Source organism: Paenibacillus solani (assembly GCF_001277345.1).
Classification (GTDB): Bacteria; Bacillota; Bacilli; order Paenibacillales; family Paenibacillaceae; genus Paenibacillus_AQ; species Paenibacillus_AQ solani.
Map to the genome: position 1 here is coordinate 205,782 of NZ_LIUT01000003.1, position 23,726 is coordinate 229,507.

Consider the following 23,726-nt stretch of genomic DNA (forward strand, 5'->3'; position numbering starts at 1 on the left):
AGCGATCTCTCCCGATATCCAAAAATAACCTTCAGCCCTGTCAGGCTGAAGGTTATGGGTGTTTATCTCATAAATGATTAGCTGTGATTGCTCTTGAACTGCTGCATGAATTCTACAAGTGCCTGGGCGCTCTCGTAAGGTACTGCATTGTATACGGAAGCACGCAAACCTCCGACACTGCGATGGCCTTTCAGACCAACAAACCCTGCTTGTTCCGATTCCTTAACAAATTGCTTCTCCAGCTCTTCGTTAGCAAGACGGAAGGTGATGTTCATGTCAGAACGAGCCTCTGCATTTACGCAGCCACGGTAGAAACCGTCACTATGATCAATAGCATCGTAGATAAGACCGGCTTTCTTCCGATTCATCGCTTGAACGCCTTGCAGCCCGCCCTTCTCCTCAATCCATTTCAGAACTTCATTAATCATATAAATACCGAAAGACGGTGGTGTGTTGTACAGGGAATTATTCGCTAAATAAGTCTGATAACGGAGCATTGTCGGCAGATGTTTGGAATCCGTAATCATATCCTCTCTGACGATGACTACCGCCACGCCGGATGGTCCCAAGTTCTTCTGCGCACCCGCGTATACCATCGCGAATTGGTTCAGATCGAAAGGACGGCTGAGGATATCACTCGACATATCACAAATCAGCGGCACCGAGCCGGTATCTGGAAATTCCTTAAACTGCGTACCTTCAATGGTCTCATTGGACGTGAGATGGAGATAAGCAGCATGATCGGACAGCTTCATATCTTTGAGGTCAGGCAAGCTCATGTATTTGCTCTCTTTAGAGGAGGCCGCTTCATGGGTTTCACCGATCAGCTTCGCTTCTTTAATGGCTTTGTCAGCCCAGCTTCCCGACATGACATAATTCGCAGTCTGGCCTTGTCCCAAAAAATTCATCGGGATCATGGCGAATTGAGTGCTCGCCCCGCCCTGAATGAACAACACCTTATAACCGGATGGGCTCCCAAGCAGGGACAGCAAGCGTTCCTGTGCTTCATTATGTACAGCTTCATAAACAGGACCTCGATGAGACATTTCCATAATCGACATGCCGGTATTTCCGTAATTGACGAATTCAGCCTGCGCACGCTCCAACACTTCAAGCGGCAATGCAGCAGGGCCTGCGTTAAAATTATATGCTCTCTTGCTCATAAGACTCTCCACCCTTTCTTTTCTATGATTTCTAATTAACGCTAATCATAGCAACAATCCTAAAGACCTTCAAGTGTAATTATTCACATTTAAAATATCCTGAGTATGCGTACAAAAACATCCCGGGCTCAGATGCCCAGGGATGTTGAATCACATTTATTATAGATCATAGTACAGAGAATACTCGTGAGGGTGAACGCGAATGTTAACCGCTTTGGCTTCAGCACGCTTAAGCGCAATAAAATTATCAAGAAACTCTTTTGTAAATACGCCGCCTTCGATCAAGAATTCATAATCAGCTTGCAGGGCATCCAGAGCTTCATCAAGGGAACCTGGCACGCTGCGAATCTCCTTCTTCTCAGCGTCAGACAAATCGTAGATGTTCTTATCATATGGGCCGTAGCCAAGTGCGGTTGGATCGATTTTACGCTTGATTCCATCCAAACCTGCCATCAGCATCGCTGAGAATGCTAGGTACGGGTTCGCTGTAGAATCCGGGGTGCGGAATTCGATACGGCAGCCTTTAGGTGTTACAGCTGCGACTGGAATCCGTACTGCAGCAGAACGGTTGCCTTTGGAGAATACAAGATTGACAGGGGCCTCGTAGCCTGGTACGAGACGTTTAAATGAGTTGGTGCTCGGATTCGTCAAGGCGATCAATGCAGGAGCGTGGTACAGAATACCGCCAATGTAGTGAATCGCTGTTTCGCTCAGGTTAGCATAAGCGCCTTTTTCGTAAAATAGGGGAGTGTCGCCATCGAATATCGATTGGTGAACATGCATGCCGCTTCCGTTATCGCCGAACAATGGCTTTGGCATAAAGGTAGCTGTTTTGCCGTATTGGCGGGCAGTGTTATGAACAATATATTTGTAGATCAACAAATTGTCGGCAGTCTTCTTTAATGTATCGAAACGGAAATTGATTTCAGCTTGGCCGGCAGTTGCCACTTCGTGATGGTGACGCTCGACGCGGAGTCCTGCTTCTTCAAGCAAACGGCACATCTCGCTGCGGATGTCTTGTTGAGTATCAACAGGGGCTACAGGAACGTATCCTCCCTTAACGCCAACTTTGAAACCGAGGTTACCGCCTTCTTCCTTGCGGTTAGTGTTCCATCCGGCTTCCTCCGAATCAACGAAATAGCTGGAGCTGTTCATGGAGCTTTCATAACGGACCTCATCAAACAAGAAGAACTCGGATTCCGGAGCGAAGAATGCTGTGGTACCGATCCCCGCTTCTTGAAGATACTGCTCAGCTCGGGCTGCAATTCCTCGTGGGTCACGCTCATAAGCTTCGCCATCCGGCGTGTAGATGTTGCTCATAATGTTAAGTGTCGGATGTGCCGTAAATGGATCAATGTAGCAAGAATCCGGATCAGGCATCATGACCATATCGGATTCTTCAATGCCTCGAAATCCTGGAATCGACGATCCGTCAAATGCTACCCCGTTCACGAATGTTTCCTCATCGACTTCGGAAGCTGGCAGACTGATGTGATGTACTCTTCCTGCTAAATCCACAAAACGGAAATCGACCCATTCGATGCTATTCTCTTTAATGGTTTGCAATAATTTCTCTACCGACATGACTATTCCTCCCAATATCCGAACATTAAGACTCAAACCACTCAAGAATGTTCCTAATCTTTCGTTTTCTTTTCGTCATTATATGCGGGGAGATAACCTGACGTCAATACCTATGTAAGGTATTTTTGAAACTCATGTTATGTAATGTAACATGTAAATAAAAAAGACACCTGCAGTGGGTCTGCAAGTGTCTTGTTCGGTATTACAGATGGGATTCCTGTCTCCATCGTATGGATACTGTATTTTTAAATATTGCTTTGCTTATAACAATGATTATACACGTACAAATTCGGAAGCAGGGGCCTTCGTCGTTGCAAAGCTTTTGCCTACCAGCGGAGCCAGCTGCTCCAAGTCTTTAAGCAGTGCAGCAAATTGATCTGGGAAGAGAGATTGGACACCGTCACCTGTCATGGAATTGTCCGGATCAGTATGCATTTCAATAATTAATCCATCTGCCCCAGCTGCTACGGAAGCCTTGGACATCGGTTCAACAAGCTCACGTCTTCCTGTTCCATGACTCGGATCCGAGATCACCGGCAGGTGACTCAGCCCCTGCAAAACAGGAATTGCTGTTAAATCCAGTGTATTGCGGGTATAAGTTTCGAATGTTCGTATGCCTCGTTCACAGAGCATAACATTCGGATTGCCGCCGGCAAGAATGTACTCTGCAGCATTCAGGAACTCATCGTATGTTGCACTAAAGCCTCTTTTTAGCAAAACAGGCTTCCCGCACGTACCCAGTTTCCGCAGCAAATCAAAATTCTGCATATTACGGGTACCCACCTGGAGAATATCGGCGTATTCCGCACAGATATCCACGTATTCAGGTGTCATCACCTCTGTAATGGTTAACAGCCCGTGCTTTTGCCCTGCTTCCGCCATCATAATCAAACCTTCCACGCCTACGCCCTGGAAGCTGTATGGACCCGTCCGCGGCTTAAATGCGCCGCCTCTGAGCACTTGCCCGCCTGCTGCCTTAACGAGCTGAGCAATCTCATCAATCTGCTGGGCCGATTCCACTGCGCATGGGCCTCCCATGACAACTAGATTGCCGCCGCCAATCTTGGTTCCCTTAATATCGATGACGGTATCCGCGGGATGAAAATCGCGGCTGGCGAGTTTATAAGATTTTGAAATCTTGATTACGTTCTCTACACCCTTCATCTGACGAAGATGCTCAGCCAGCTTCGGATTCACACTGCCGATCAATCCGATCACATTGCGGTCTTCACCACGGGAAACATGTGCCTGGAGCCCTTCCTTCTCAATTTCATCTACGATGTTCTGAACTTGTTCTTCTGATATTTGATTGGATGTAATAACGATCATTTATTAAACCCTCTTTCTGAATATGGTTTCAATTGCAGAATATCGGCATTCACTTTCACGCTTGTTCGCTTTTAAGCTTTTATGCTTCTACGCTTTTATTCAATAAAGTAAATATACAAAAAAAATCTCTCCGCGTCAAGCCCATTGTTAGAGCCTTCACGACCGAGAGATTTAGATAACTATAACCGTCTACAACGGTTTGTTGCGTCCCTCTGCGACTGTACGCTTTTCGAGCGGTATCACTATTCTCACTGTAGTCCCTATGCCAGCCCGGCTGAATAACGTGACCCCATATTCATTGCCATAATAGAGTTTAATTCGTTGGTCCACATTCTTGATCCCATAGCCGGCATTGGTAAGCTCCTGTCCACCAATATTGTTCAGCACTCTTCCCGGCGGAAAACCCACTCCGTTATCGATAACTTTAAATTCAAGGACATCATCCAGTACGCTCGCCGTAATCCGGATATGTATCGACTCGCCGGTCCACGCATGCTCGAGCACATTCTCAATAAACGGCTGCAATATCAATTTCACCGTCTCATAGCGGACTACTTCCGGTGCAAAATCATAGGTAACCTGCATGCGTTCATCATATTTGATCTTTTGAATGTCCACATATGCCTGGGCCTGCTCCAATTCATCCTTTACCGGAATGATATTCCTGCCATCGTTAAGCGACAAACGATAGAATTTGGCCAAGTCCATGACCATACGCTGGAGTTTGTCCAGCATGCCAAACCGAGCCAATCGGCTAATGGAAGATAAGGTATTATATAAGAAATGCGGATTAATTTGCGCATGTAATGATTCCAGTTCCGCTTGTTTTTTCTGAAGATCAGCTAGATATACCTCATTAATCAGCTTGCCGATATTGCTGCCCATTTCATTCAAGGCTGAAGATATATGTGTAAACTCATCGTTTCCTTTGAAATGAGCTCTCTTGTGAAATTCACCCTCCTGGAAGGAGTCGAGCACCGATACGATTTTGGACACCCGGCGACTGAAGTATCGTGACACTAACAAGCTGACCACAAAAAAGATTCCGATACAAACAATACAAATGAGCAGCGTGAGATTTCGAATTTTCACCGTATCTTTCTCTACGATATCTGCAGGAACAACGGCTACAAGATTCCAGTCGAGCTCAGGGATCGGCTTACTGATAAGTAAATCTCCATTGTTGCGCAGCTCGTTTTCCCTAAAGGCAACCGATGTCTGCATCTCACCTGATGAGAGAATAACACTCCCTTGTGAATCCGCTAAATACAGCGCTGTCCCATCACCAATTTTGTTATAATCTACACTATCAAACATATCCTTAAGACTGACATTGATTCGCACGAATCCGATTTCCTGGAGCTTTATAGAATTGATATCTATTAATCTCCGCAGCAGCGAAATACGCCCGTTGTCTGCATCATTCTCGATTTGTTTCCATTCCATCGTCGTTCCATAGCTTTCTTCCTGAGGATACTGCTTGTACCAGGTCTTATCGATAAGACGATTATATTGATATATGTCAAAGAGACGCGTATTTGAATCAAGCGGGTCTGAATAACTGTAGTTATTATATACTTCTCCTAAATTTTCGTTACTCAAATAGATCGATAACCATACTTTGGAGTTCGCTGTACTGATCGCTGTTTCCAGCTTGGGCATCAGAACATTGACCATCGTATCATAGCTGACATACGCGCTTTCAGAGTAACGCAGCCGGTTATTAAAGGAAGAGTCAAAATAAAGCATATCCGAAACTCGGACAATGTCTCCCATTCTATAGGAAATATTATCACTCATTTGAAGCAGGGTACCTTGAATATTATTCGTTGTCTGTTCTCTAATTGATTGGATGAATACCTGATTCGCAATATACCCAACCAGCATTACCGGTATAATGATGAATACGCAGTAAGATATCATTAATTTGAAGCCAAAGGGCATCTTGACACGTATACGTTCAAATTTCCCCGCCAAAACCAATCACAACCCCATTGCGAGCGCTATAGTAGTATGTTAAGAGTGTTTACGCCTGTACTCCAGGGGTGTCATTCCATATATCTCTTTGAATTGACGGCTGAAGTAAGGCAAATATTGATAGCCTGTTTGATAGGCCACTTCATATATTTTGAGTTTGGTGCTAATTAACAGGTCTCTGGCCCGCTCCATGCGCAGCTTGATGACATAGTCACTAAAATTATAACCTGTTTCTTCCTTAAACAGAACTCCAAGATAGTTTGGTGAAAAGGAGAAGCGGTTGGCCATATCACGCAGTGTAATATTCTCGTGCAGTCGCTCACGTAAATTCTCAATGATTTCCTCAACAAGCCGCCCATTCTTGGACGGTTTGCGAAAGTTCAATCGCTCGGATATTTCGAATACCTTCATTCTCAGCCACGAAAAGATATCATCCATCGTCTCAAACTGAAGCAGCACATCCAGATTTTTCAGTTCAATTCCCAGCATACGAAACAGGTCTTCATGCATGGTGTGCAAATGGGCATCCAGTTTTAACATAATATACATCCCAAGATTCCGGACCGTGAATTTAGAGCCCATATGGGATGCAAGAACCTGTATAGCTTCAATCTCATCATGAATCTTGACTATTTCATAATTTTCCATGGCAGCAAATAAAGAATCCAGTCTGACATCGAGGCTCCTCGCGTCCTCCCGATCCTCCGTTGGCACTTCGTTATAGAGTATCCATTTCCCTTTTCCACGGAACATTTTATAATCCAATGCTCCCTCTGCCATCATATAGGAAGGATGCAGCTCCTCAACCCGATGGGCAGTCCCACCCTCGCCCACAGTTACGGTAAGGGGATATTCTTGGCCAAGCTGCTTCAACACGGACTGAATCTCTGTCTTGCCCCTCTCTGTATCCATGAGTACGGCGAGCCGCTGGTCGGTTACCTTGCATATATTCTTGAAGCCGCAGCTCTCCAGCTCTTTATGCAAACTCGTGAAGAACTGCTCGTTTAACCCCTGTGGTTTCTCAAACTCGTCATGGTTGCTCCGCCACGAGCTTATATCATCCACTTCAAGTAATATGACGTTAACGGGCCAGTTTAACTCCTCAAGCTGATACTCGCGCTTCATGATATTGAGCATCGTCCCGTCATAGGGCTTCTGCAGGATTTGCAGCAAAAATTGATTTTTGAGAATCGGTATCATCTGCTGATAAGCCCGTTCTGTTTCCTTGCGCTCTTGAAGCCTGTCCAGTTCAAGCCGTACTTTTGTTAACTCCTCAATTAACTCTTCGTCCTGCATAGGCTTCAATACGTAATTACATGCATTTAGCGCAATGGCCTGCTTAACATAACTGAAGTCCTGGTAACCGCTTACGAATATAACCTGTAAATCTTCTTGAATTTTCAATGCTCTTTGCGCTAATTCAATACCTGTCATATTCGGCATGCGTACATCGGTCACGAGAATATCGATATTCTCTTTTTGTAGAACCTCCCAAGCCGCAAATCCGCTATTAACGGAATCTACCACGGTCATTCCAAGACTCTCCCACGGAATAAAGCTCTTCATGCCCTCTAGGTCCAGTACTTCATCGTCAGCCAGCAGCACTTTATACATGGGTCTCATCTCTCCTAAATTTCGATAAGGGTATGCTGCATGTGCAGCATACCCCTTTCGGTTTATGTTATTCTATTATTGGCCATTCATTTGAGCCAAGTTAGCTTGCCATTTCGTTGTTTTGTATGCCAGAAGCTTCTCATATCCAGCTGCTTGAGCATCTGCTTCTGCTTTGTCCAAGACAGCCAATACTTCAGCATCGTCTTTTGCAAACAGCGCTTTCGCTCTAGCTTCTGTGTAGATGTCTTCTACGCGCTGGCGAATAATGCCCTCTTCGCTTTCTGGGGCCGGATCAAGAGTGATGAATTCCGTAGCATTCGCTTGAGTTTTCCAAGTTACTTCATACTGCCAACGAGTCGACCAGTTACGCTCTTCTTCTGGCAATGTGCTTTCATATTTCGCTTTTGCGGTATCTATAAATACCGTGTTACCGTTCCATTGGAGGTTTGTTGTGTCAGCCTGCAGCTTACCCAAACCTGCAGCATCAGTAACATATTTTTCAGTAAACTTAGGAGTTATGCCATCCTCTTCATATCCATCCCAATATCCGCCTTCAGGTCCCCACATCAACAGTGTTTGACCTTCCGGACCTGTATACCAATCCAGGAAAGCGAAGATCGCTTCAGGGTCTTTAGCAGCTTTCGTAATAACGCTTACGTTCCAACCAAGTTGAGTGTAGGTTCCTGGGAAGATTTTATTCTTGTCCAGACCTTCCTTATGAATCGGCCAGATCATGAAATAACCGGCATCCGGATCTTTTTTAACAAGTTCAGCGTGTGCGTTCATAGCATTTTCAGTCGGACTGGAAGCTGCATATACAGCCACGCGTCCTGTCATTACTTTTTCCTTGATTTGGTCAGCCGTTTGAGTCAGCGCATCTTGAGAGATCAGTTTATCACGGAACAGCTTCGCTGCATACTGCATCGATTCACGATAAGTCGGATCTGTAAAGATGGAAGTTAATTTATCACCGTTAGGCACACCTCGAATTGAAACCCAACGGGTCAGTGCATCCTCTTTGAAAGCAGAATACAGTATATCAATTCCTTGTCCTTCAATCCCTGGCTCAAATGGAACTACCGTGTTTCCGTATTTAGCTTTAACAGCTTCCAGGTATTTAGTCAAATCATCGGTTGTTTCAAGCTTAGGCTCGCCAAGCTCTTTATAAATTTTGCTGTTCACTACATATCCTGCATTACCGTTCGGCTGACTGGTGTACCAGTTAGGGAATTGATACAGCTTGCCATCCGGGGAACGAAGCATGTTAATTCCAGCCTCGCCCAGCCATTCCTTCAAGTTTGGATATTTATCCAGATAGTCATCATAAGGCACAAGCATGTCGTTCTCTCTCAATTTCTCAACATCCGAGTTTCTATCCATCCAGATTACGTCAGGAAGCTCACCGGAAGCAATCATCGTATTGAACTTTTGCTGTGCATTACCTTGGGAGTTGATCGCTTTTACATCGACCTTTTTATTCTCTTTGATCCATTTTGTTGCTGCATCTTCTCCCCATGTTGGCATGGTGTACCAGTCATAGTGTCCGTAGAAACTGAAGTCAAGCGGCTGCTCACCCAGTACATACTTATCGGATACTGCTTCTGTTGGCGTGCTGCTTCCTTTGTCGCCAGTGTCAGGAGACGGGTTAGCTGTCTTCGTGCCACCAGCGCATGCTGACAGCATTAATGCCGCTGCGAGTAATGCCGATACTGATGTGGCCAAAGATTTTTTTCTGAGCCTCATTCTCTAATTTCCCCTTTCGTACTTCCACTTGATATTTATGTCTAAAGCTAAAGCTTCAAACAACAAGATTACTAGCCAAAAGGCTACTCTTTCAGGGAACCTACCAGTACACCCTTAACAAAATGCTTCTGGACAAAAGGATATACCATGATGATCGGAACCGTAGCAACAATCATAGTGGCCATGGACAACGATTTCGTTGTCACACTCTGCATTCGGGATAATGCTGCCTGAGAGGCTGAGTCCAAATTACTCATCTGTTCAGACATAATGTTGGAATTCAATATTTGACGCAGAATCGTCTGTATCGGAAGCAGATCTTCTTTATTGATATAAATACTTGGCAAGAACCACTCATTCCAGTGAGATATCGCCGTGAATAATGACAAAGTAGCAATTACCGGTCCTGATAGCGGCAGGATAATCTTAAAGAAGATTCCCCAGTTACCCGCTCCATCAATTTTCGCCGATTCTTCCAAGCCATTAGGCAGGCCAGCAAAGAAGGTCCGGAAGATGATCATATTCCAAACACTTACCAAGCCTGGAATGATGAATACCCAGAAGGAGTCCATCAAGCCCAAACCGCGAATCAGCATGAAGCTCGGGATTAATCCACCACCGAAATACATGGTGACGATACACATAATCATGTAATATTTACGGCCCATCAGTTCGCGCTTGGTCATGCCGTATGCGAAGACAGAAGTCACAAGAATCGAAGTAATCGTTCCCACGATCGTACGTGCTACGGATATGCCGAAGCCGTTCAACAAGCGTTTATCCTGAAACACGATCTCGTAGTTCTCCAATGTAAAGTCTCTCGGCCAGAAGGTGACTCCTCCAAGCGACGTATCTGCTCCTGAGTTAAAAGAAACCACAAGCGCATTCCAAAATGGATAAAAGGTGACAAAGGCCAAAAATGCTAGAAAGATATAGATCATGATCATCATGAAACGATCACCGAATCCTAAACGTACCAATCTAATCGCTCCCCTCGTTACAATGTTCGTTTACCATAGACTGTTACCTGATCTGCGTGCGATCACATTGGCGATGGTCAGAAGCATCACACTGATTACCGCTTTGAACAAGCCTACAGCCGTTGCATAAGAGAACCGGGAGTTTTCAATACCAATTCGGTAAACATAAGTATCAATTACATCGGAAACCCCTCTTAATACAGGGTTCTTAGCCAAGAGCAAAATATCCTCGAAACCTGCAGTAAGCAGGTTACCTATTGCCAGAATCATAAAGATGATTACGACAGGCATGATGGATGGTAATGTAATCGTGAAGATCTGTCTGAATTTGCTCGCACCGTCCATATCTGCAGCTTCGTACATATGGGGATCGACTCCCGCAACCGCCGCCAAGTAAACGATGGAGGAGAAACCAATCTCTTTCCAAACCCCTGTAGTCACCAGAATGCCCCAGAAGTATTCAGGAAGAGACAGGAAGTTTATAGGTTCCTTGATCAAGTTCATTTTTTCCATAAGGATGTTTACGCTTCCGTTATCGGTAGATAGCAAGGAAACCACAAACCCCGATACGATAACCCACGATAAGAAATGGGGCAAATAACTGACGGTCTGTACCAATCGTTTGAAGAACATATGCCGAACTTCATTCAGCATAAGTGCCAGCAGGATCGGTGCCGGAAAACCAATCGCAAACTTAAGCAAGCTGATCACGATGGTATTCCGCATGACATTCATGAACTCTGGCGATTCAAAGAACATCTGGAAATGCTTCATCCCGACAAACGGGCTGCCTCCCATGCCTTTGAATATATTAAAATCCTGAAAAGCCATTAGAATACCGTACATCGGTATATAACTGAAAACAAAAATCAATGCGAGCGCGGGAAGTACCATTAACTGAATATCCCACTGTTTAAAAAAGCGTAAGAATCCATTGTCTCTCTTCCGTTTTGGAACAGCCTTCTGTTCTACGGATATCTGTGCCATCTCCAACCCCCCGTTGTGCTATTGCCTTGAAGTACCTGATGTCTAATATTGTAGAATAAACGCGAATATATAAATATTTGCCTGATCAACGAAAAATGATAGAAATCAATCGTATAGTAAAACGCTTTCACACATAGCCGTAGGGGTGGAATCTCCTTTTCAGGGCATACCTGAAAGGGATGTAATTTTATGGCTTAAATAACTGTTCCATCTTCGATTCAGTGCATAAAAAAAATCCCCACAGGTCTATAGGGCCATGTCCTTCTTTCTCAGGATTCATGTTCCGCTATTTACCGTAAGGGGAGAATATCCACCATATTTCGTGCCTTTCAATCGAGAGAATATGATTCTTCTCGGACTGGGCATGTGTCAAAATAACTATAAATATAACATCATCTACTCTCAGCTCAACACGGTTTAATCCGACGCTTGATGAACCATTCTCTATGATGTCAGTGTTATCGGTAAACTTTAGCGATGAATGAGACCTAAGAATATAACGCTCAATTAAACCTACAACTATCTTGGCTTGGGCAATTATCTGCTTTAATCGGGGTTTCTGCTATAGCATAGGTGAACAAAAACAAAAAAACAACCGTCCCGATCCAATCGGGACGGTTGACTTAATTCCTATTGCTTCGGTATTATCCTTCGATAATTATGAATTGCTCTTTACCCGAACAGGCGGCAGCAGTTTGCTCATATTAACCGTACGCTTGATCTCCCAAGTTTCCGGCTTATCATGTTCATACTGTTCCAAGTAAGCTATGACTTCCTTGGTGATAGGAGTTGGTGTTGAAGCCCCTGAGGTAACGGCTACTTTGCCCACACCTTCAAGCCATTCGCGCTTGAGCTCCGTCACATCGCCAATACGATGAGCCGGAACACCTGCGATTTCTTCGGATACCTGTGCAAGGCGGTTAGAGTTATTGCTGCGCGGATCTCCGACAACAATAACCAAATCCGCTTGACCTGCTTGCTCGGCTACTGCTTCCTGCCGCACCTGCGTTGCAAGGCAAATTTCATTGTGAATCTCTGCTCCCGGGAACTTATCGAGGAGATTCTTCATGATATGTTTAATATCCCATTGACTCATCGTCGTCTGGTTCGTAATGATGATTCGGGAAGATTTCACGTGCAGCTGTTCAATCTCCTCTTCCTTCTCAATGAGATGCACATGATCCGGAGCAATTCCGATAGCCCCTTCCGGCTCAGGATGTCCCTTCTTGCCGATATATATGATCTCATACCCGTCCGCTACCTTCTCTCGGATCAAATCATGGGTTCTCGTAACATCCGGACATGTCGCGTCCAGCGTAGTTAGCCCTTTGTCCCGTGCAAGCTTGCGAACTTCCGGAGAAACTCCGTGTGCCGTAAAAATAACCGTTCCGCTCTCCACCTGATTCAGAATATCCATCCGATTCGGGCCATCCAGCGTAATGATGCCCTCATCTTCAAAGGATTGCGTGACGTGACTGTTATGAACGATCATGCCCAATATATAAATAGGCCGAGGAAGATCCAAGTTCTGAGCCGCCTGACGCGCCAATACCATAGCATCAACGACGCCGTAACAGTATCCTCTCGGTGATATTTTCAAGACCTCGATGATCTTCACCTGCTTTCGTTGTATTACGTAGACCGATCTAGTCTATTATAACCTATTCCAGCGGGGGAGCAAAGATGGTGGGCAGCCAAATGATAAAGGTACTTCCTTCCCCTCTGCGGGTTACCACCTCAACAGAGCCTTTGTGCTCATCAATAATCCATTTGGCGATGGATAGTCCCAGTCCGGTCCCGCTCGTGACGCCTCTGGACTGATCCGCACGATAAAAGCGCTCGAATATAAATGGAACCTCATCCTTATCCATACCGATTCCCGTATCTGCAATCCGAATGCCAACTTGGCCCCTGTACAGAACTACATCCAGACTAACCTCACCCTCTGGCGTATATTTAAAGGCATTCTCAATAAAAATGAACAGCATCTGCTGTAAATAGTCTTTATTGCCTTCAACATAAACGCCGTTCAGAACGGATAGCTCCCCTACATGCCACTCGGCGGTTTTCTCTAGGAATTGCGCGCGCCGGGCAACCTCCTCGACCAAAAGCTGCAGCGGAACCGGGTCCCGTTCAAAGGTCTGACCGGTATCCGCCCGAGCCAGCGACAGCATATCACTCACCAGTCGGCTCATCCGCTTCGCTTCATCGGATATATCTCCTACCGCTTCGGCCGAAATTTGTTTCATCGTTTCTTCGTCCATATTCGCTCTCTCACCGGGAGCTTCCGTCCACATCTTCTGCAGGAGATCCACATTGCCCCGGATCGTAGTCAGGGGCGTCCGAAGCTCATGGGATGCGTCGGATACAAAGCGGCGCTGTGCCGCATAAGCATCCTCAAGCTCTTTATAAAAGCCCTCGGTCCTCTCCAACATGCCGTTAAATGTGCCAATCAACTGCCCGATCTCATCCTCCGGTCCATCGTACTCGATCCGTACACTAAGGTCCGTCCCCTTCTGAATCAAGTCAGCAGCCTCCGTTACTTTGCCAATAGGCTTCATGGACTTCCGGGCCAGGAACAAGCCGAGAGTGGAAGCAATGACCAAGGTCGCTGCCGACCCCATAATTAGAATGGATTGGAGCCGGTCGAGTGTCTGCTCGATGGTTCGGGTATTGGCGCCGACTTGAAGCCATAGTACTAGCTTATTTGAGTCTGTGAATGCAGTTTGATACACAAGAAATGTACTCCCATTGAGATGTACACGTGTAAAAGCATTATTCGCTTTTGCAATATTGTTAGTAGAAGGAACCTCAAACTGAAGTCCACTGTAGATCATATTATCAGAACGCCAAATCTGTCCATTATGAAAGGAATAATTTTGCATATACAGATCAGCAGCTTCAAGTCGATCAGCGGAATCTTTACTAGGCACGATTTCAAAGCCATTAGTCCCAAATGCAACCTTATCAACCTGGTTTACGATTCGCTGCTTTAGCTCCTCATACGTATACAAATGGACAAAGCCGTACACCGCAGAGCTGAATGCCAGCAGTGTCACAAATAGAATACCCGTATACCAAGCGGTCAGCCTTAAACGAATGGACATGCTAGTTATCTCCTCTTAAAATATAGCCGGCTCCGCGGATCGTCTGGATCAGCCGTTTCCCTCCATGTTCCTCGGTCTTTTGCCGGAGCATGGCGACATAAACCTCCAGCACGTTGGACTCCCCGCTGTAGTCGTAGCCCCATATTTTATCCATAATTAAATCGCGGGATAACACCCGCTTCGGATTTTGCATAAACAGATGCAGCAGCTCGAATTCCTTCGCGGTTAGCTCCAGTCTTTGTCCACTGCGAATCACTTCCCTCGCATCTGTATCCATTACCAGATCCTCATACGTCAGTCGGTGATTGGAGGCATCTTCCCCTGTTTTACGGCGCAGTAATGCTCGTACGCGGGCAAGCAGCTCTTCCAGCGCAAATGGTTTGACCAGATAATCATCCGCTCCGATATCAAGACCTTTCACCCGGTTCTCAACTTCATCCTTCGCTGTTAGCATCAGCACTGGAACCGTGCTCCCACCTTCACGAAGTCTGCGCAGCGCTTCAAATCCATCAACTTGGGGCATCATCACATCCAGAATAACTACATCCGGGTCCTCACTCAGTATCACTTTCAACCCTTCTGCTCCATTGGATGCAGTCAGAACGTCATATCCCTCAAACGCAAGTCCTCTGCGCAGCATGGAAATAATCTTCTCATCATCATCTACGATTAAAATCCGGGATCGCATAGCGGCATCTCCTCTATCTTCTATCATTATATTTAGTACGACGTTACAATCCCATTATATCGGTCGCCTCAAGGACAAGACAAGCGGAAGGGAAAGGTCCCTTCCGCTTATCTTTATACCTATTCCGAGTTACGGTTGCTGTTGCTGCTTCTGTTGTTGTGTTACATCGAAATCATTCTTATTCCCGATTGTCAGCGGCAGATCAATCTTATTGCCGTTGCGAACAACATTCAGCGTAATTTTGTCTCCTACCTTCTTCGATTTAATCAATTCAACTAAATCCTGTGAGGTTGGATATTTCGTGCCATCCACACCTACAATGATGTCATATTGACGCAAGTCTGCTTCATAAGCCGGGGAACGGAACACAACGCTGTCAACGTAAGTGCCCTCCGTTACATCGGTACCCAGGGATTGGGCAATTTGCGGAGTAACAGTTCCCAGGTTAGCCCCGATAAATGGCACCGGCTCTTTTGGCACTTCCTGATTATTCTTCAGATATTCTACAACTTCCTTAATCGTGCTTGACGGTATCGCAAATCCGATGCCTTGCGCCTCCGCACTAACAGCTACGTTCATCCCGATGACTTCACCTTTCAGATTAAGAAGCGGGCCACCGGAGTTACCCGGATTAATGGAAGCATCGGTTTGCAGCAGATGCTCATAATTGCGTTCTTCCTCGCCGTTAGTTCCTTGAATATCGATCTGACGTTCCTTCGAGCTGAGTACGCCAGCGGTTACCGTATGTTCAAATCCGTGCGGGTTGCCGATGGCAACAAGCCATTCTCCGACCTTCAGCGAATTAGAATCACCCAGTGGAACGGATGGGAAATCAGCACCTTCGATTTTCAGAACAGCCAAATCCAGCTCATAACTGGAGCCAAGCAGTTTGGCTTCATATGGCTTTTTGGTTCCCTGTACCGTAACCTGAATCACATCCGAGCCATGGATAACATGCTCATTCGTCAAAATATATCCGGACTTGTCAAAAATGAACCCCGAGCCGATTCCCAAAGGCTGAAGCTGGGATTCTTGACCACCGTTACTGCTGTTACCATTGTTATCACTGTTTCCGCCATTTCCTCCCTGGCTTGATTGACTGCCGCCGAAGAAATACCAGAATGGATCGTTCATACTTGGGTTCGTGCTTTGTCTGTTGCTGCTATTCACCATCGTTTGGATCAGCACGACAGCTGGGCTGGCCTCATCTACCACAGATGCTACATCACCCGGGTTCGATGGGATCAGGGATGAAGCAGTCGTTGCTCCTCCGTTATCCGTCACGGGGGCCGATGTCTCTTGCGTAGGCTCAGATGAGTAAACCGCATCCGGTGTGAATAAATTCGTTCGATCAGCAGCAAACATCAAGCTTGAAATAACGATGACACCTGCCAAGAAAGAGAGCAGTACTGTTTTCACGGAATTTTTAGGCTTCTGGCTGTAGTTCCAATCTTTGTTTGCTTTCATGGAATCCATAGACCCGCCGCCTCCTTGATTTCCGGAATTCGACTGCGAGAAACCGGAGGTTGGGATTGGTTTAACAGGCTGTGGTGCGGTAACTTCAACCTCCTGTGAAGCACGGTTTTGGTTGTGGTAGGACCGCTCTGTCTTCCGGTCATCTCCGTCCTCGGATATGGACTGAAACGGTCCGTAAGAATAGTAGTAAGAAGAATTTTCCGTGGATGATTTCTCAGGTCTTGATGTTTCATTGTTATTTGACTCGTTGTTCATTCCCTCATCATTCGGATACCCATAACGCTTTCTTTGGTCGTCCATAGGTCTACCTCCTATTAGAATCACTTGCTTCCAAGTGGTTTAATTGATTAACTGTTCTTATTTTGTACTATAAACCTTAATAGCACCTTAAAAACAATTAAAAGGCAGATAAAAGAAAACCAGGCACGCTACAGGAGACCGCTGTGGGGACCATCTCTACATTTTTACCCATCCCTTGCGATGAGCATAGATGGCTAATTGCGTACGGTCATCCAGCTCACACTTCATCAGCAGATTGCTGACATGGGTTTTGACCGTCTTGATGCTAATATGCAGCTCTTCCCCGATATCTTTATTGCTCTTGCCTTCGGCAATGAGCAGCAATACTTCCCTTTCCCGCTCGGTCAATCCCGAATCCTCTCCATTCACCATATGTCGGCGAATCCCGCGGGTCAGTGCCTCCGATACATCCTTCGTCATGACTGGCATACCTCGAAACGCTCCCTGAAGCGCATAAATGAGTTCATCAGCCGACACGGTCTTCAGCACGTAGCTGACAGCTCCCGCCTCAATACACTCGACAACAAGCTCATCTTCGAGGAAGCTGGTCAAAATTACGATCTTCTGATCTGGAAATTCCGACATCACCGCCCGGGTCGTCTCTGCCCCGTTCATAATCGGCATCATCAAATCCATCAGAATGAGATCAGGTCGCTTCGCCTCATCTCCATCTCTCAGCATATCCAGAACTTCCTGTCCATTTGCTGCTTCACCGATGACTTCAAATCCCGGATCCAGCGATAAGTATGTTTTTAAGCCCATACGTACCATATCATGATCATCAGCCAACAGTATTCGAATCGTCCCCATAATGATGTTCCCCTCTCTATTCCCCTGTCTCAGCGACTACTTCCTGTTTCTTGCCCGGTTCAGTCCCCGACTCCCGCATATCCTCGGCATCAAAGAGCGGAATATTCACCCGCACCGTCGTTCCTGCACCCTTCTTGCTTATGATATCCACCTGACCACCGAGCTTTTCGGCCCGTTCACGCATAGTGGACAGTCCGTAGGACCCCTGCTTGCCTGCCACTTCATCAAATCCGACGCCATCATCACTAATGCTGAGCATCACGCGTTTCTGATCTTCTCGCAGCGACATGCTGACAAGACCTGCTCCCGCATGCTTTACAATGTTAGCTACGGCTTCCTGGATAATCAGGAACAGCTGGTGTTCAATGGCATCCGATACCCCGCCGTACAGTTCCACATCCTTCATGCCCTTTAGTCCATTATGACGACAATAATCCGGGAACCATCGTTCAAGCGCTTCTTCCAGTGTTCTGCCTTCTAGCTCTACGGGACGAAGCTGGGCGATCAATGCCCGCATCTGCTTCTGTGCGATATGCGACATTTCGATTAACTGGCCGAGCACTTTATCGCCCTGCTCGGGATTTCGCTTTAGAACTGCCGGGAGAGATGACGCCGACATATGAATGGCGAACAACTGCTGACTTACCGTATCATGCAGATCTCTGGCCATCCGACGCCGTTCCTCAAGCACTGCGGCTTCTGCAGCGATCTCTTTCTCCATGACATCCTGCTCGCCGAGACGCTGCAGCAGCTTCATTTTCTTTTCTAATGCCTCTGTCATTCCATTAAATTCTTCATACACTCTGGCGAATGAGCCATCTTCCATGACCGGAAGCCGCGCATTCAAATTCCCTTTGGCAACCTGAAGCATATTCAGATGCAGGAGATCCAGCGGCCGCTGAATACGCTGCCCGGCAATGTACCCTGCAATGCCTATAAACAGAAGTACACCGACCGTGTAATAGACCCACAGCCGGTTATCTTCAATATGTATGTAGCCGGATTGGTTGGCTGTGTATAAGAACACAGCAACCCCGGCTCCGATCAACAGAAAATAAAACATGATCACCCATTTGGTGTTTTTTAATATTTCCTTCATCACGGTCATCCTACCCTATTCACTTTAACATCGCCGATAAATACGCTAACGATGATTTTGATTTTTTTACCCGCTTCCCTGTAATGCGGACTTTCAAGCCCTGCATTGCTCATAAAGCCGCTGCGGCTTTCCTCCAGCACCTTCATGTCGCCAATGAAGGAGTTGGTCGTGACATGAATGCCGACATCCGAATCGTTCGGTACAAACACTTTGACATCCCCGATAAATGCCGAAATATTCACTTTCGTTTCTCCATAAGGGATTTGTGCTTTGGTCAGATCCAGTACCGTATCGCCAATGAATTGCGAGATATTCGTCGGCTTCAATTGAAAATAATCCTTCCCCATATGCACGTCTCCGATAAATGAGGACTTGTTCACTGTATCATGGCTATGCCAAGAAGTGTGATGATGGTGGTCGTGCCTTCCATCCTGATTACCCGAACCATCGCTGTAGCTTCTGCCGTCATAGTCGACATCCACATGAACTCTCGGCCGGCTGCCATCCTGACGTCCATGACGCTGCTGGCGATCCTGCTGCTGGCGATCCTGCTGCTGACCCTGCCAGCGGTAACCTTTATCCGTCTCATATGAGCTCTTAGACTCGTAATCACGATGAGCATCTTGCTCTGCCTTGTCCGGCTTACCAAATCTCCGTTCGAATTCCTCATCCAGAGAAGATTCCAGCGGACGCGCTTCAGGCGGATCAGGAAACTTATAATCATCGTGCTGCTGGCCGCTAAAGTCATCCGGAGCTGGCGGTGATGGCGGAGGCGTATGATGTTTCGGTCTAAAAATAACCTGCAGTCCATACCCAATCAGGATGATCGGAATCGCATATTTGATAAGCTCGCCGAATGAGATATCAAACCAGTCCAGATTTCTTCCCAGAAAATACGAACCAATGATGATCGGTACGATAGAGCCCCATAATGCTCCTCCGCGGGCATATATTAAGCTTTGCAGCCCGAACCAGATAATAAATACCGGCCAAAAGGTCGAGAATATATAGCCAAGGTCCACATGTATCAGATCAAGCTGATTTAAAAGAAATATCACACCAATACCGATGAGCAGCAATCCATTGCTAAGCTGGCTCCATCCTTTTCTACTCATGGCCATCCCCTTGCCTTCCATTCTATTTTTTCTTAATTACAGTGTACAACATATGGAGGAAAACGGGTTAGCGGCGGTGGAATGAAGTTCATCTCGGTCTTGAGACCGAGACAGTGGATAATATTGTAAGACAAATAGAACAATAAAAAAACCCCCGCCTAAGCGGAGGTCTTATTTTGGACGAACGATTGCTGACACTAAACCATTAGCGGTTTGCAGAATGGTCTCCTGGTGTGTTCAGTTCGCCAAACTCAGCATCAAACTTCTCGTTCGGTTTTTTGTAGTTTTCCTGAACCTTGGAGTTACCTTTAGGGTTGCTGGCGATGCTTGTGTCTTCAGCAAACTCAGCGTTGAACTTTTCATTCGGTGTTTGATAGTTATCTTGCACCTTCTTTTTAGCCACAGTATTCACCTCCCTGTTCTTATGCAATACCATCATCCTCTTCAGGGGATTGCCCCCCGAAAAGTAGTATGTGATGAACAGGGTGTCATTATTCTTAAACTTTAGATGGCTTCCTCCAGAATGGTTGAAGGCAGGAAACGATAAGTTTCAATCGCCTGGTCCAGCGTCTTTAGCATTTTCTCCGTGCACTTGCCGCTGCCGGTCTTGATGACCTGCACCTCGACTTCCTTTTTGCCCCATTCTTTAAAAACCTGCTTGGTTGTGGTGAAATACAGATCAATTTTGGGTCCCTTGATGGCAGAGCCGATATCCGCTACAATTCCGTAGCCATAATCGGGTATATAAAGAATACTTCCAAGCGGAAATACCTTGGGGTCAGCGGCGATCGTAGATAATGTATTTCGATCTCGCTTGACCTTTACCCCGGAATAGGTAATTCCGTATTGAGGATGCCCCGGCTTCTTCCCGGTAGATTCATACCCCGCCGTATACCCCGTCGCTGTAACCTTCACCGTATGCAGAACCTGCTCTTCTCTCGGTGCAAGCACAGGCATGGATTCGCGTTTTTTCCCAGGCTCACTGCGCTTGTTCTCCTGATCAGGAACGCCCAAATATCTATTCATATCGCTTAATCCTGCTGCACGAAGCGCATAGAATCGAGACATTTCAATGTAATCGGAACCTTGAAATTCATCATTAGTATCATACACATTTCTGACATCAGTGGATCCATAGGATTCGCTTAAAATCATATTGAACCCCTCTGCAGTTGAAGCACCTGCACTAAACAAGAAAGCTGCTAATATAAAACCGGCAAAAAACCTCTGCCATGTTTTCCATTGAATCATGTGAGTACCTCCCCCTTACTAGCGAGGGTTCCCACTTTTCAAATAGAATATACACCATAGCAGAGGTCTTGTTTCTAATTACATATTACAATACAAAGCTGAAGTTACACGACATGGGTGTTAATTTCTTCGCGAAGCTTAAGGATGATTTCATCCAATGACTGGGCTCCGATATCTCCTTCGCCGCGTTTACGAACGGAAACAGCATTTGCATTCTTCTCGTTCTCACCAACGATAAACATATAAGGAATCTTCTCAAGCTGCGCTTCCCGAATCTTATAACCCAGCTTCTCATTGCGAAGATCAGCCTCAACCGAGATTCCGGCGAATTGCAGTTTCTCTGTAACTTCCTTAGCGTAGTCTTCAAAAGCATTCGAAACCGGAATGACTTTCACCTGAACCGGGGACAGCCACAGCGGCAGAGCACCGGCAAAATTCTCAAGCAAGAAGGCAGTGAAACGTTCCATTGTACCCAGTATTCCGCGGTGGATGACGACCGGACGGTGCTTCTGCCCATCTTCGCCGACATATTCAAGCTCAAAACGTTCCGGCAGGAGGAAGTCAAGTTGAACCGTTGACAATGTCTCTTCCTTACCTAGCGCTGTGCGAATCTGTACATCAAGCTTCGGACCGTAGAAGGCTGCTTCGCCTTCCGCCTCATAAAACGGCATGTCCAGGCTCTCCACAACTTCACGAAGCATGCGCTGGGACATCTCCCACATTTCATCATTCTGGAAGTACTTCTCGGTATCCTGAGGATCACGATAAGACAGGCGGAAGCGATAATCATGGATGCCAAAGTCTTTATAAACGGTCATGATCAGCTGAATCACCCGTGCAAATTCTTCTTTAATCTGATCTGGGCGACAGAAGATATGAGAATCGTTCAATGTCATCGCGCGCACACGATGCAGGCCTGTCAGTGCACCGGACATCTCATAACGATGCTGCATGCCAAGCTCCGCTATACGAATCGGAAGATCCCGATAGCTGTGCATATCGCTCTTGTACACCATCATGTGGTGCGGACAGTTCATCGGACGAAGCACAAGCTCCTCGTTATCCATTTCCATTTTCGGGAACATATCTTCCTGGTAGTGCTCCCAGTGACCGGAGGTTTTGTACAGCTCTACGTTTCCGAGTACAGGTGTGTACACATGCTGGTAACCCAGACGTTCCTCCATATCCACGATATAGCGCTCCAGGGTACGGCGCAGCTTCGCACCGTTAGGCAGCCAGATCGGCAAGCCTTGTCCAACAAGCTGTGAGAAGGTAAACATCTGCAGTTCCTTGCCCAGCTTACGATGATCACGCTTCTTGGCCTCTTCAAGCAGATGCAGATGCTCGTCAAGCTGTGCTTTTTTTACAAAGGCTGTACCATATACACGCTGAAGCATCTTGTTCTTGCTGTCGCCACGCCAATAAGCGCCGGCCACATTCATCAGTTTGAACACTTTAATCTTGCCGGTTGATGGGACGTGCGGTCCACGACAGAGGTCGAAGAATTCACCCTGCTCATAAATGGTGATTACACTATCCTCAGGCAGAGCATTGATGAGCTCCAGCTTGTACGGATCCCCAAGCTCGCCAAAAATACGCAGCGCTTCCGCACGGCTTACTTCCTTGCGGACAATCGGCAGGTTCTCACCAACAATGCGTTCCATTTCCTTCTCGATCTTCTGCAGATCCTCCGGATTCAATGGCTCTTCAAGGTCCATATCATAATAGAAGCCGTCCTCGATAACCGGTCCTACGCCCAGTTTTACTTCCTTGGCTCCATACAAACGCTTGGTTGCCTGAGCGAGCAGATGTGCTGTACTGTGACGCATTACTTCAAGCCCTTCAGGAGTATCCTGTGTAACGATTTCGATCAAAGCCCCGTCTTCAAGCGGAGTTGATAAATCCACCACGATCCCATTCAATTTGCCTGCAACGGCATTCTTACGTAGTCCGCTGCTGATCGATGCAGCCACATCCTCGATATTGCTGCCTTCCCCATACTCTCTGACGGAGCCGTCAGGCAATTTAATTTGAATAGCCACCTTGCATTCCTCCTAAATAATTACTTTAATAAGTACTTCACGTTACTTTCATATATGAAGGACGCTTTAGTCTACCTCACGATGCAGGATAAGTTCCTGCGGGATGCCTGCCCAGGCATCGCGAGAAATACCGGAACATGCAAAAAACACCCGTCCCGCAAAGGGACGAGTGTTATACCCGTGGTTCCACCCTAATTCGACCTCTCCATCATCTTACGTACCTTATACTTGTACTTATCCCGAATGGAAGATCCTTCATCAGCATGGGGTAACGGTCATGAACCGGTGAAGCCTACTCATCCGCAATCATTGAGAAATGCGATTTCGGCGACACAGCTACAAAGGGGTAAATCAATGGAGTACCGGAGGAAATTTCAGCCTAGGTTACCTCTCTCTGAACGGTCTTTCCCAGTTTGATTCATATCTTTGTCATCGCTTTTACGTGATTTTATCAGTAATTA

Annotated in this window: 18 protein-coding genes; all 18 read right to left on the reverse strand. The window is 46.4% G+C overall.

Annotated features, from left to right (window positions below; translation table 11 throughout):
• Positions 1-77 precede the first annotated feature (77 nt).
• Positions 78-1,163, reverse strand: a complete 1,086-nt coding sequence (serC, locus tag AM231_RS18245) for a 3-phosphoserine/phosphohydroxythreonine transaminase (protein ID WP_054403932.1) — start codon at positions 1,161-1,163, stop codon at positions 78-80.
• A 159-nt stretch (positions 1,164-1,322) separates the two neighbouring features.
• Positions 1,323-2,747, reverse strand: a complete 1,425-nt coding sequence (gene glnA, locus AM231_RS18250; RefSeq protein WP_054403933.1) for a type I glutamate--ammonia ligase — start codon at positions 2,745-2,747, stop codon at positions 1,323-1,325.
• Positions 2,748-3,020: 273 nt separating this feature from the next.
• Positions 3,021-4,076: a 3-deoxy-7-phosphoheptulonate synthase gene (gene aroF, locus AM231_RS18255; protein ID WP_053491890.1), complete on the reverse strand. Its 1,056-nt coding sequence runs from the start codon at positions 4,074-4,076 to the stop codon at positions 3,021-3,023.
• Between the two features lie 189 nt (positions 4,077-4,265).
• Complete coding sequence (locus AM231_RS18260; RefSeq protein ID WP_082341759.1) at positions 4,266-5,999, reverse strand: sensor histidine kinase; 1,734 nt, start codon at positions 5,997-5,999, stop codon at positions 4,266-4,268.
• Positions 6,000-6,092: 93 nt separating this feature from the next.
• Complete coding sequence (locus tag AM231_RS18265) at positions 6,093-7,667, reverse strand: response regulator (protein WP_054403934.1); 1,575 nt, start codon at positions 7,665-7,667, stop codon at positions 6,093-6,095.
• 75 nt (positions 7,668-7,742) lie between these two features.
• Positions 7,743-9,410, reverse strand: coding sequence for an extracellular solute-binding protein (locus AM231_RS18270; RefSeq protein ID WP_054403935.1), 1,668 nt, complete (start codon positions 9,408-9,410; stop codon positions 7,743-7,745).
• An 83-nt stretch (positions 9,411-9,493) separates the two neighbouring features.
• A complete protein-coding gene (locus tag AM231_RS18275) occupies positions 9,494-10,390 on the reverse strand; it encodes a carbohydrate ABC transporter permease (RefSeq protein ID WP_054403936.1) in 897 nt (298 codons plus the stop codon).
• Between the two features lie 30 nt (positions 10,391-10,420).
• Entirely contained in the window at positions 10,421-11,377 is a 957-nt protein-coding gene (locus AM231_RS18280) for an ABC transporter permease (RefSeq protein WP_054403937.1), read from the reverse strand.
• A 658-nt stretch (positions 11,378-12,035) separates the two neighbouring features.
• A complete protein-coding gene (locus tag AM231_RS18285; protein WP_054404268.1) occupies positions 12,036-12,986 on the reverse strand; it encodes a 4-hydroxy-3-methylbut-2-enyl diphosphate reductase in 951 nt (316 codons plus the stop codon).
• 52 nt (positions 12,987-13,038) lie between these two features.
• Complete coding sequence (locus AM231_RS18290) at positions 13,039-14,484, reverse strand: sensor histidine kinase (RefSeq protein ID WP_054403938.1); 1,446 nt, start codon at positions 14,482-14,484, stop codon at positions 13,039-13,041.
• 1 nt (position 14,485) lies between these two features.
• Positions 14,486-15,172, reverse strand: a complete 687-nt coding sequence (locus AM231_RS18295; RefSeq protein WP_053491884.1) for a response regulator transcription factor — start codon at positions 15,170-15,172, stop codon at positions 14,486-14,488.
• Positions 15,173-15,301: 129 nt separating this feature from the next.
• Positions 15,302-16,948: a S1C family serine protease gene (locus AM231_RS18300; RefSeq protein ID WP_054403939.1), complete on the reverse strand. Its 1,647-nt coding sequence runs from the start codon at positions 16,946-16,948 to the stop codon at positions 15,302-15,304.
• Positions 16,949-17,104: 156 nt separating this feature from the next.
• A complete protein-coding gene (locus AM231_RS18305) occupies positions 17,105-17,758 on the reverse strand; it encodes a response regulator (RefSeq protein ID WP_054403940.1) in 654 nt (217 codons plus the stop codon).
• Between the two features lie 16 nt (positions 17,759-17,774).
• Complete coding sequence (locus AM231_RS18310) at positions 17,775-18,857, reverse strand: sensor histidine kinase (RefSeq protein ID WP_053494120.1); 1,083 nt, start codon at positions 18,855-18,857, stop codon at positions 17,775-17,777.
• Positions 18,858-18,862: 5 nt separating this feature from the next.
• Positions 18,863-19,978, reverse strand: a complete 1,116-nt coding sequence (liaF, locus tag AM231_RS18315) for a cell wall-active antibiotics response protein LiaF (protein WP_054404269.1) — start codon at positions 19,976-19,978, stop codon at positions 18,863-18,865.
• A 199-nt stretch (positions 19,979-20,177) separates the two neighbouring features.
• Entirely contained in the window at positions 20,178-20,375 is a 198-nt protein-coding gene (locus tag AM231_RS18320; protein WP_053491881.1) for a hypothetical protein, read from the reverse strand.
• Positions 20,376-20,476: 101 nt separating this feature from the next.
• Positions 20,477-21,223, reverse strand: a complete 747-nt coding sequence (locus AM231_RS18325; protein WP_054403941.1) for a 3D domain-containing protein — start codon at positions 21,221-21,223, stop codon at positions 20,477-20,479.
• Between the two features lie 104 nt (positions 21,224-21,327).
• Positions 21,328-23,265, reverse strand: coding sequence for a threonine--tRNA ligase (gene thrS / locus AM231_RS18330; RefSeq protein WP_054403942.1), 1,938 nt, complete (start codon positions 23,263-23,265; stop codon positions 21,328-21,330).
• Positions 23,266-23,726: the final 461 nt, after the last annotated feature.

What these genes read in the sequence shown, in the direction of transcription:
- serC (WP_054403932.1), bottom strand. Translation starts at nt 1,163, where the DNA reads ATGAGCAAGAGAGCATATAATTTTAACGCAGGCCCTGCTGCATTGCCG.
- glnA (WP_054403933.1), bottom strand. Translation starts at nt 2,747, where the DNA reads ATGTCGGTAGAGAAATTATTGCAAACCATTAAAGAGAATAGCATCGAA.
- aroF (WP_053491890.1), bottom strand. Translation starts at nt 4,076, where the DNA reads ATGATCGTTATTACATCCAATCAAATATCAGAAGAACAAGTTCAGAAC.
- AM231_RS18260 (WP_082341759.1), bottom strand. Translation starts at nt 5,999, where the DNA reads ATGATATCTTACTGCGTATTCATCATTATACCGGTAATGCTGGTTGGG.
- AM231_RS18265 (WP_054403934.1), bottom strand. Translation starts at nt 7,667, where the DNA reads ATGTATAAAGTGCTGCTGGCTGACGATGAAGTACTGGACCTAGAGGGC.
- AM231_RS18270 (WP_054403935.1), bottom strand. Translation starts at nt 9,410, where the DNA reads ATGAGGCTCAGAAAAAAATCTTTGGCCACATCAGTATCGGCATTACTC.
- AM231_RS18280 (WP_054403937.1), bottom strand. Translation starts at nt 11,377, where the DNA reads ATGGCACAGATATCCGTAGAACAGAAGGCTGTTCCAAAACGGAAGAGA.
- AM231_RS18290 (WP_054403938.1), bottom strand. Translation starts at nt 14,484, where the DNA reads ATGTCCATTCGTTTAAGGCTGACCGCTTGGTATACGGGTATTCTATTT.
- AM231_RS18295 (WP_053491884.1), bottom strand. Translation starts at nt 15,172, where the DNA reads ATGCGATCCCGGATTTTAATCGTAGATGATGATGAGAAGATTATTTCC.
- AM231_RS18300 (WP_054403939.1), bottom strand. Translation starts at nt 16,948, where the DNA reads ATGGACGACCAAAGAAAGCGTTATGGGTATCCGAATGATGAGGGAATG.
- AM231_RS18305 (WP_054403940.1), bottom strand. Translation starts at nt 17,758, where the DNA reads ATGGGGACGATTCGAATACTGTTGGCTGATGATCATGATATGGTACGT.
- AM231_RS18310 (WP_053494120.1), bottom strand. Translation starts at nt 18,857, where the DNA reads ATGAAGGAAATATTAAAAAACACCAAATGGGTGATCATGTTTTATTTT.
- liaF (WP_054404269.1), bottom strand. Translation starts at nt 19,978, where the DNA reads ATGGCCATGAGTAGAAAAGGATGGAGCCAGCTTAGCAATGGATTGCTG.
- AM231_RS18325 (WP_054403941.1), bottom strand. Translation starts at nt 21,223, where the DNA reads ATGATTCAATGGAAAACATGGCAGAGGTTTTTTGCCGGTTTTATATTA.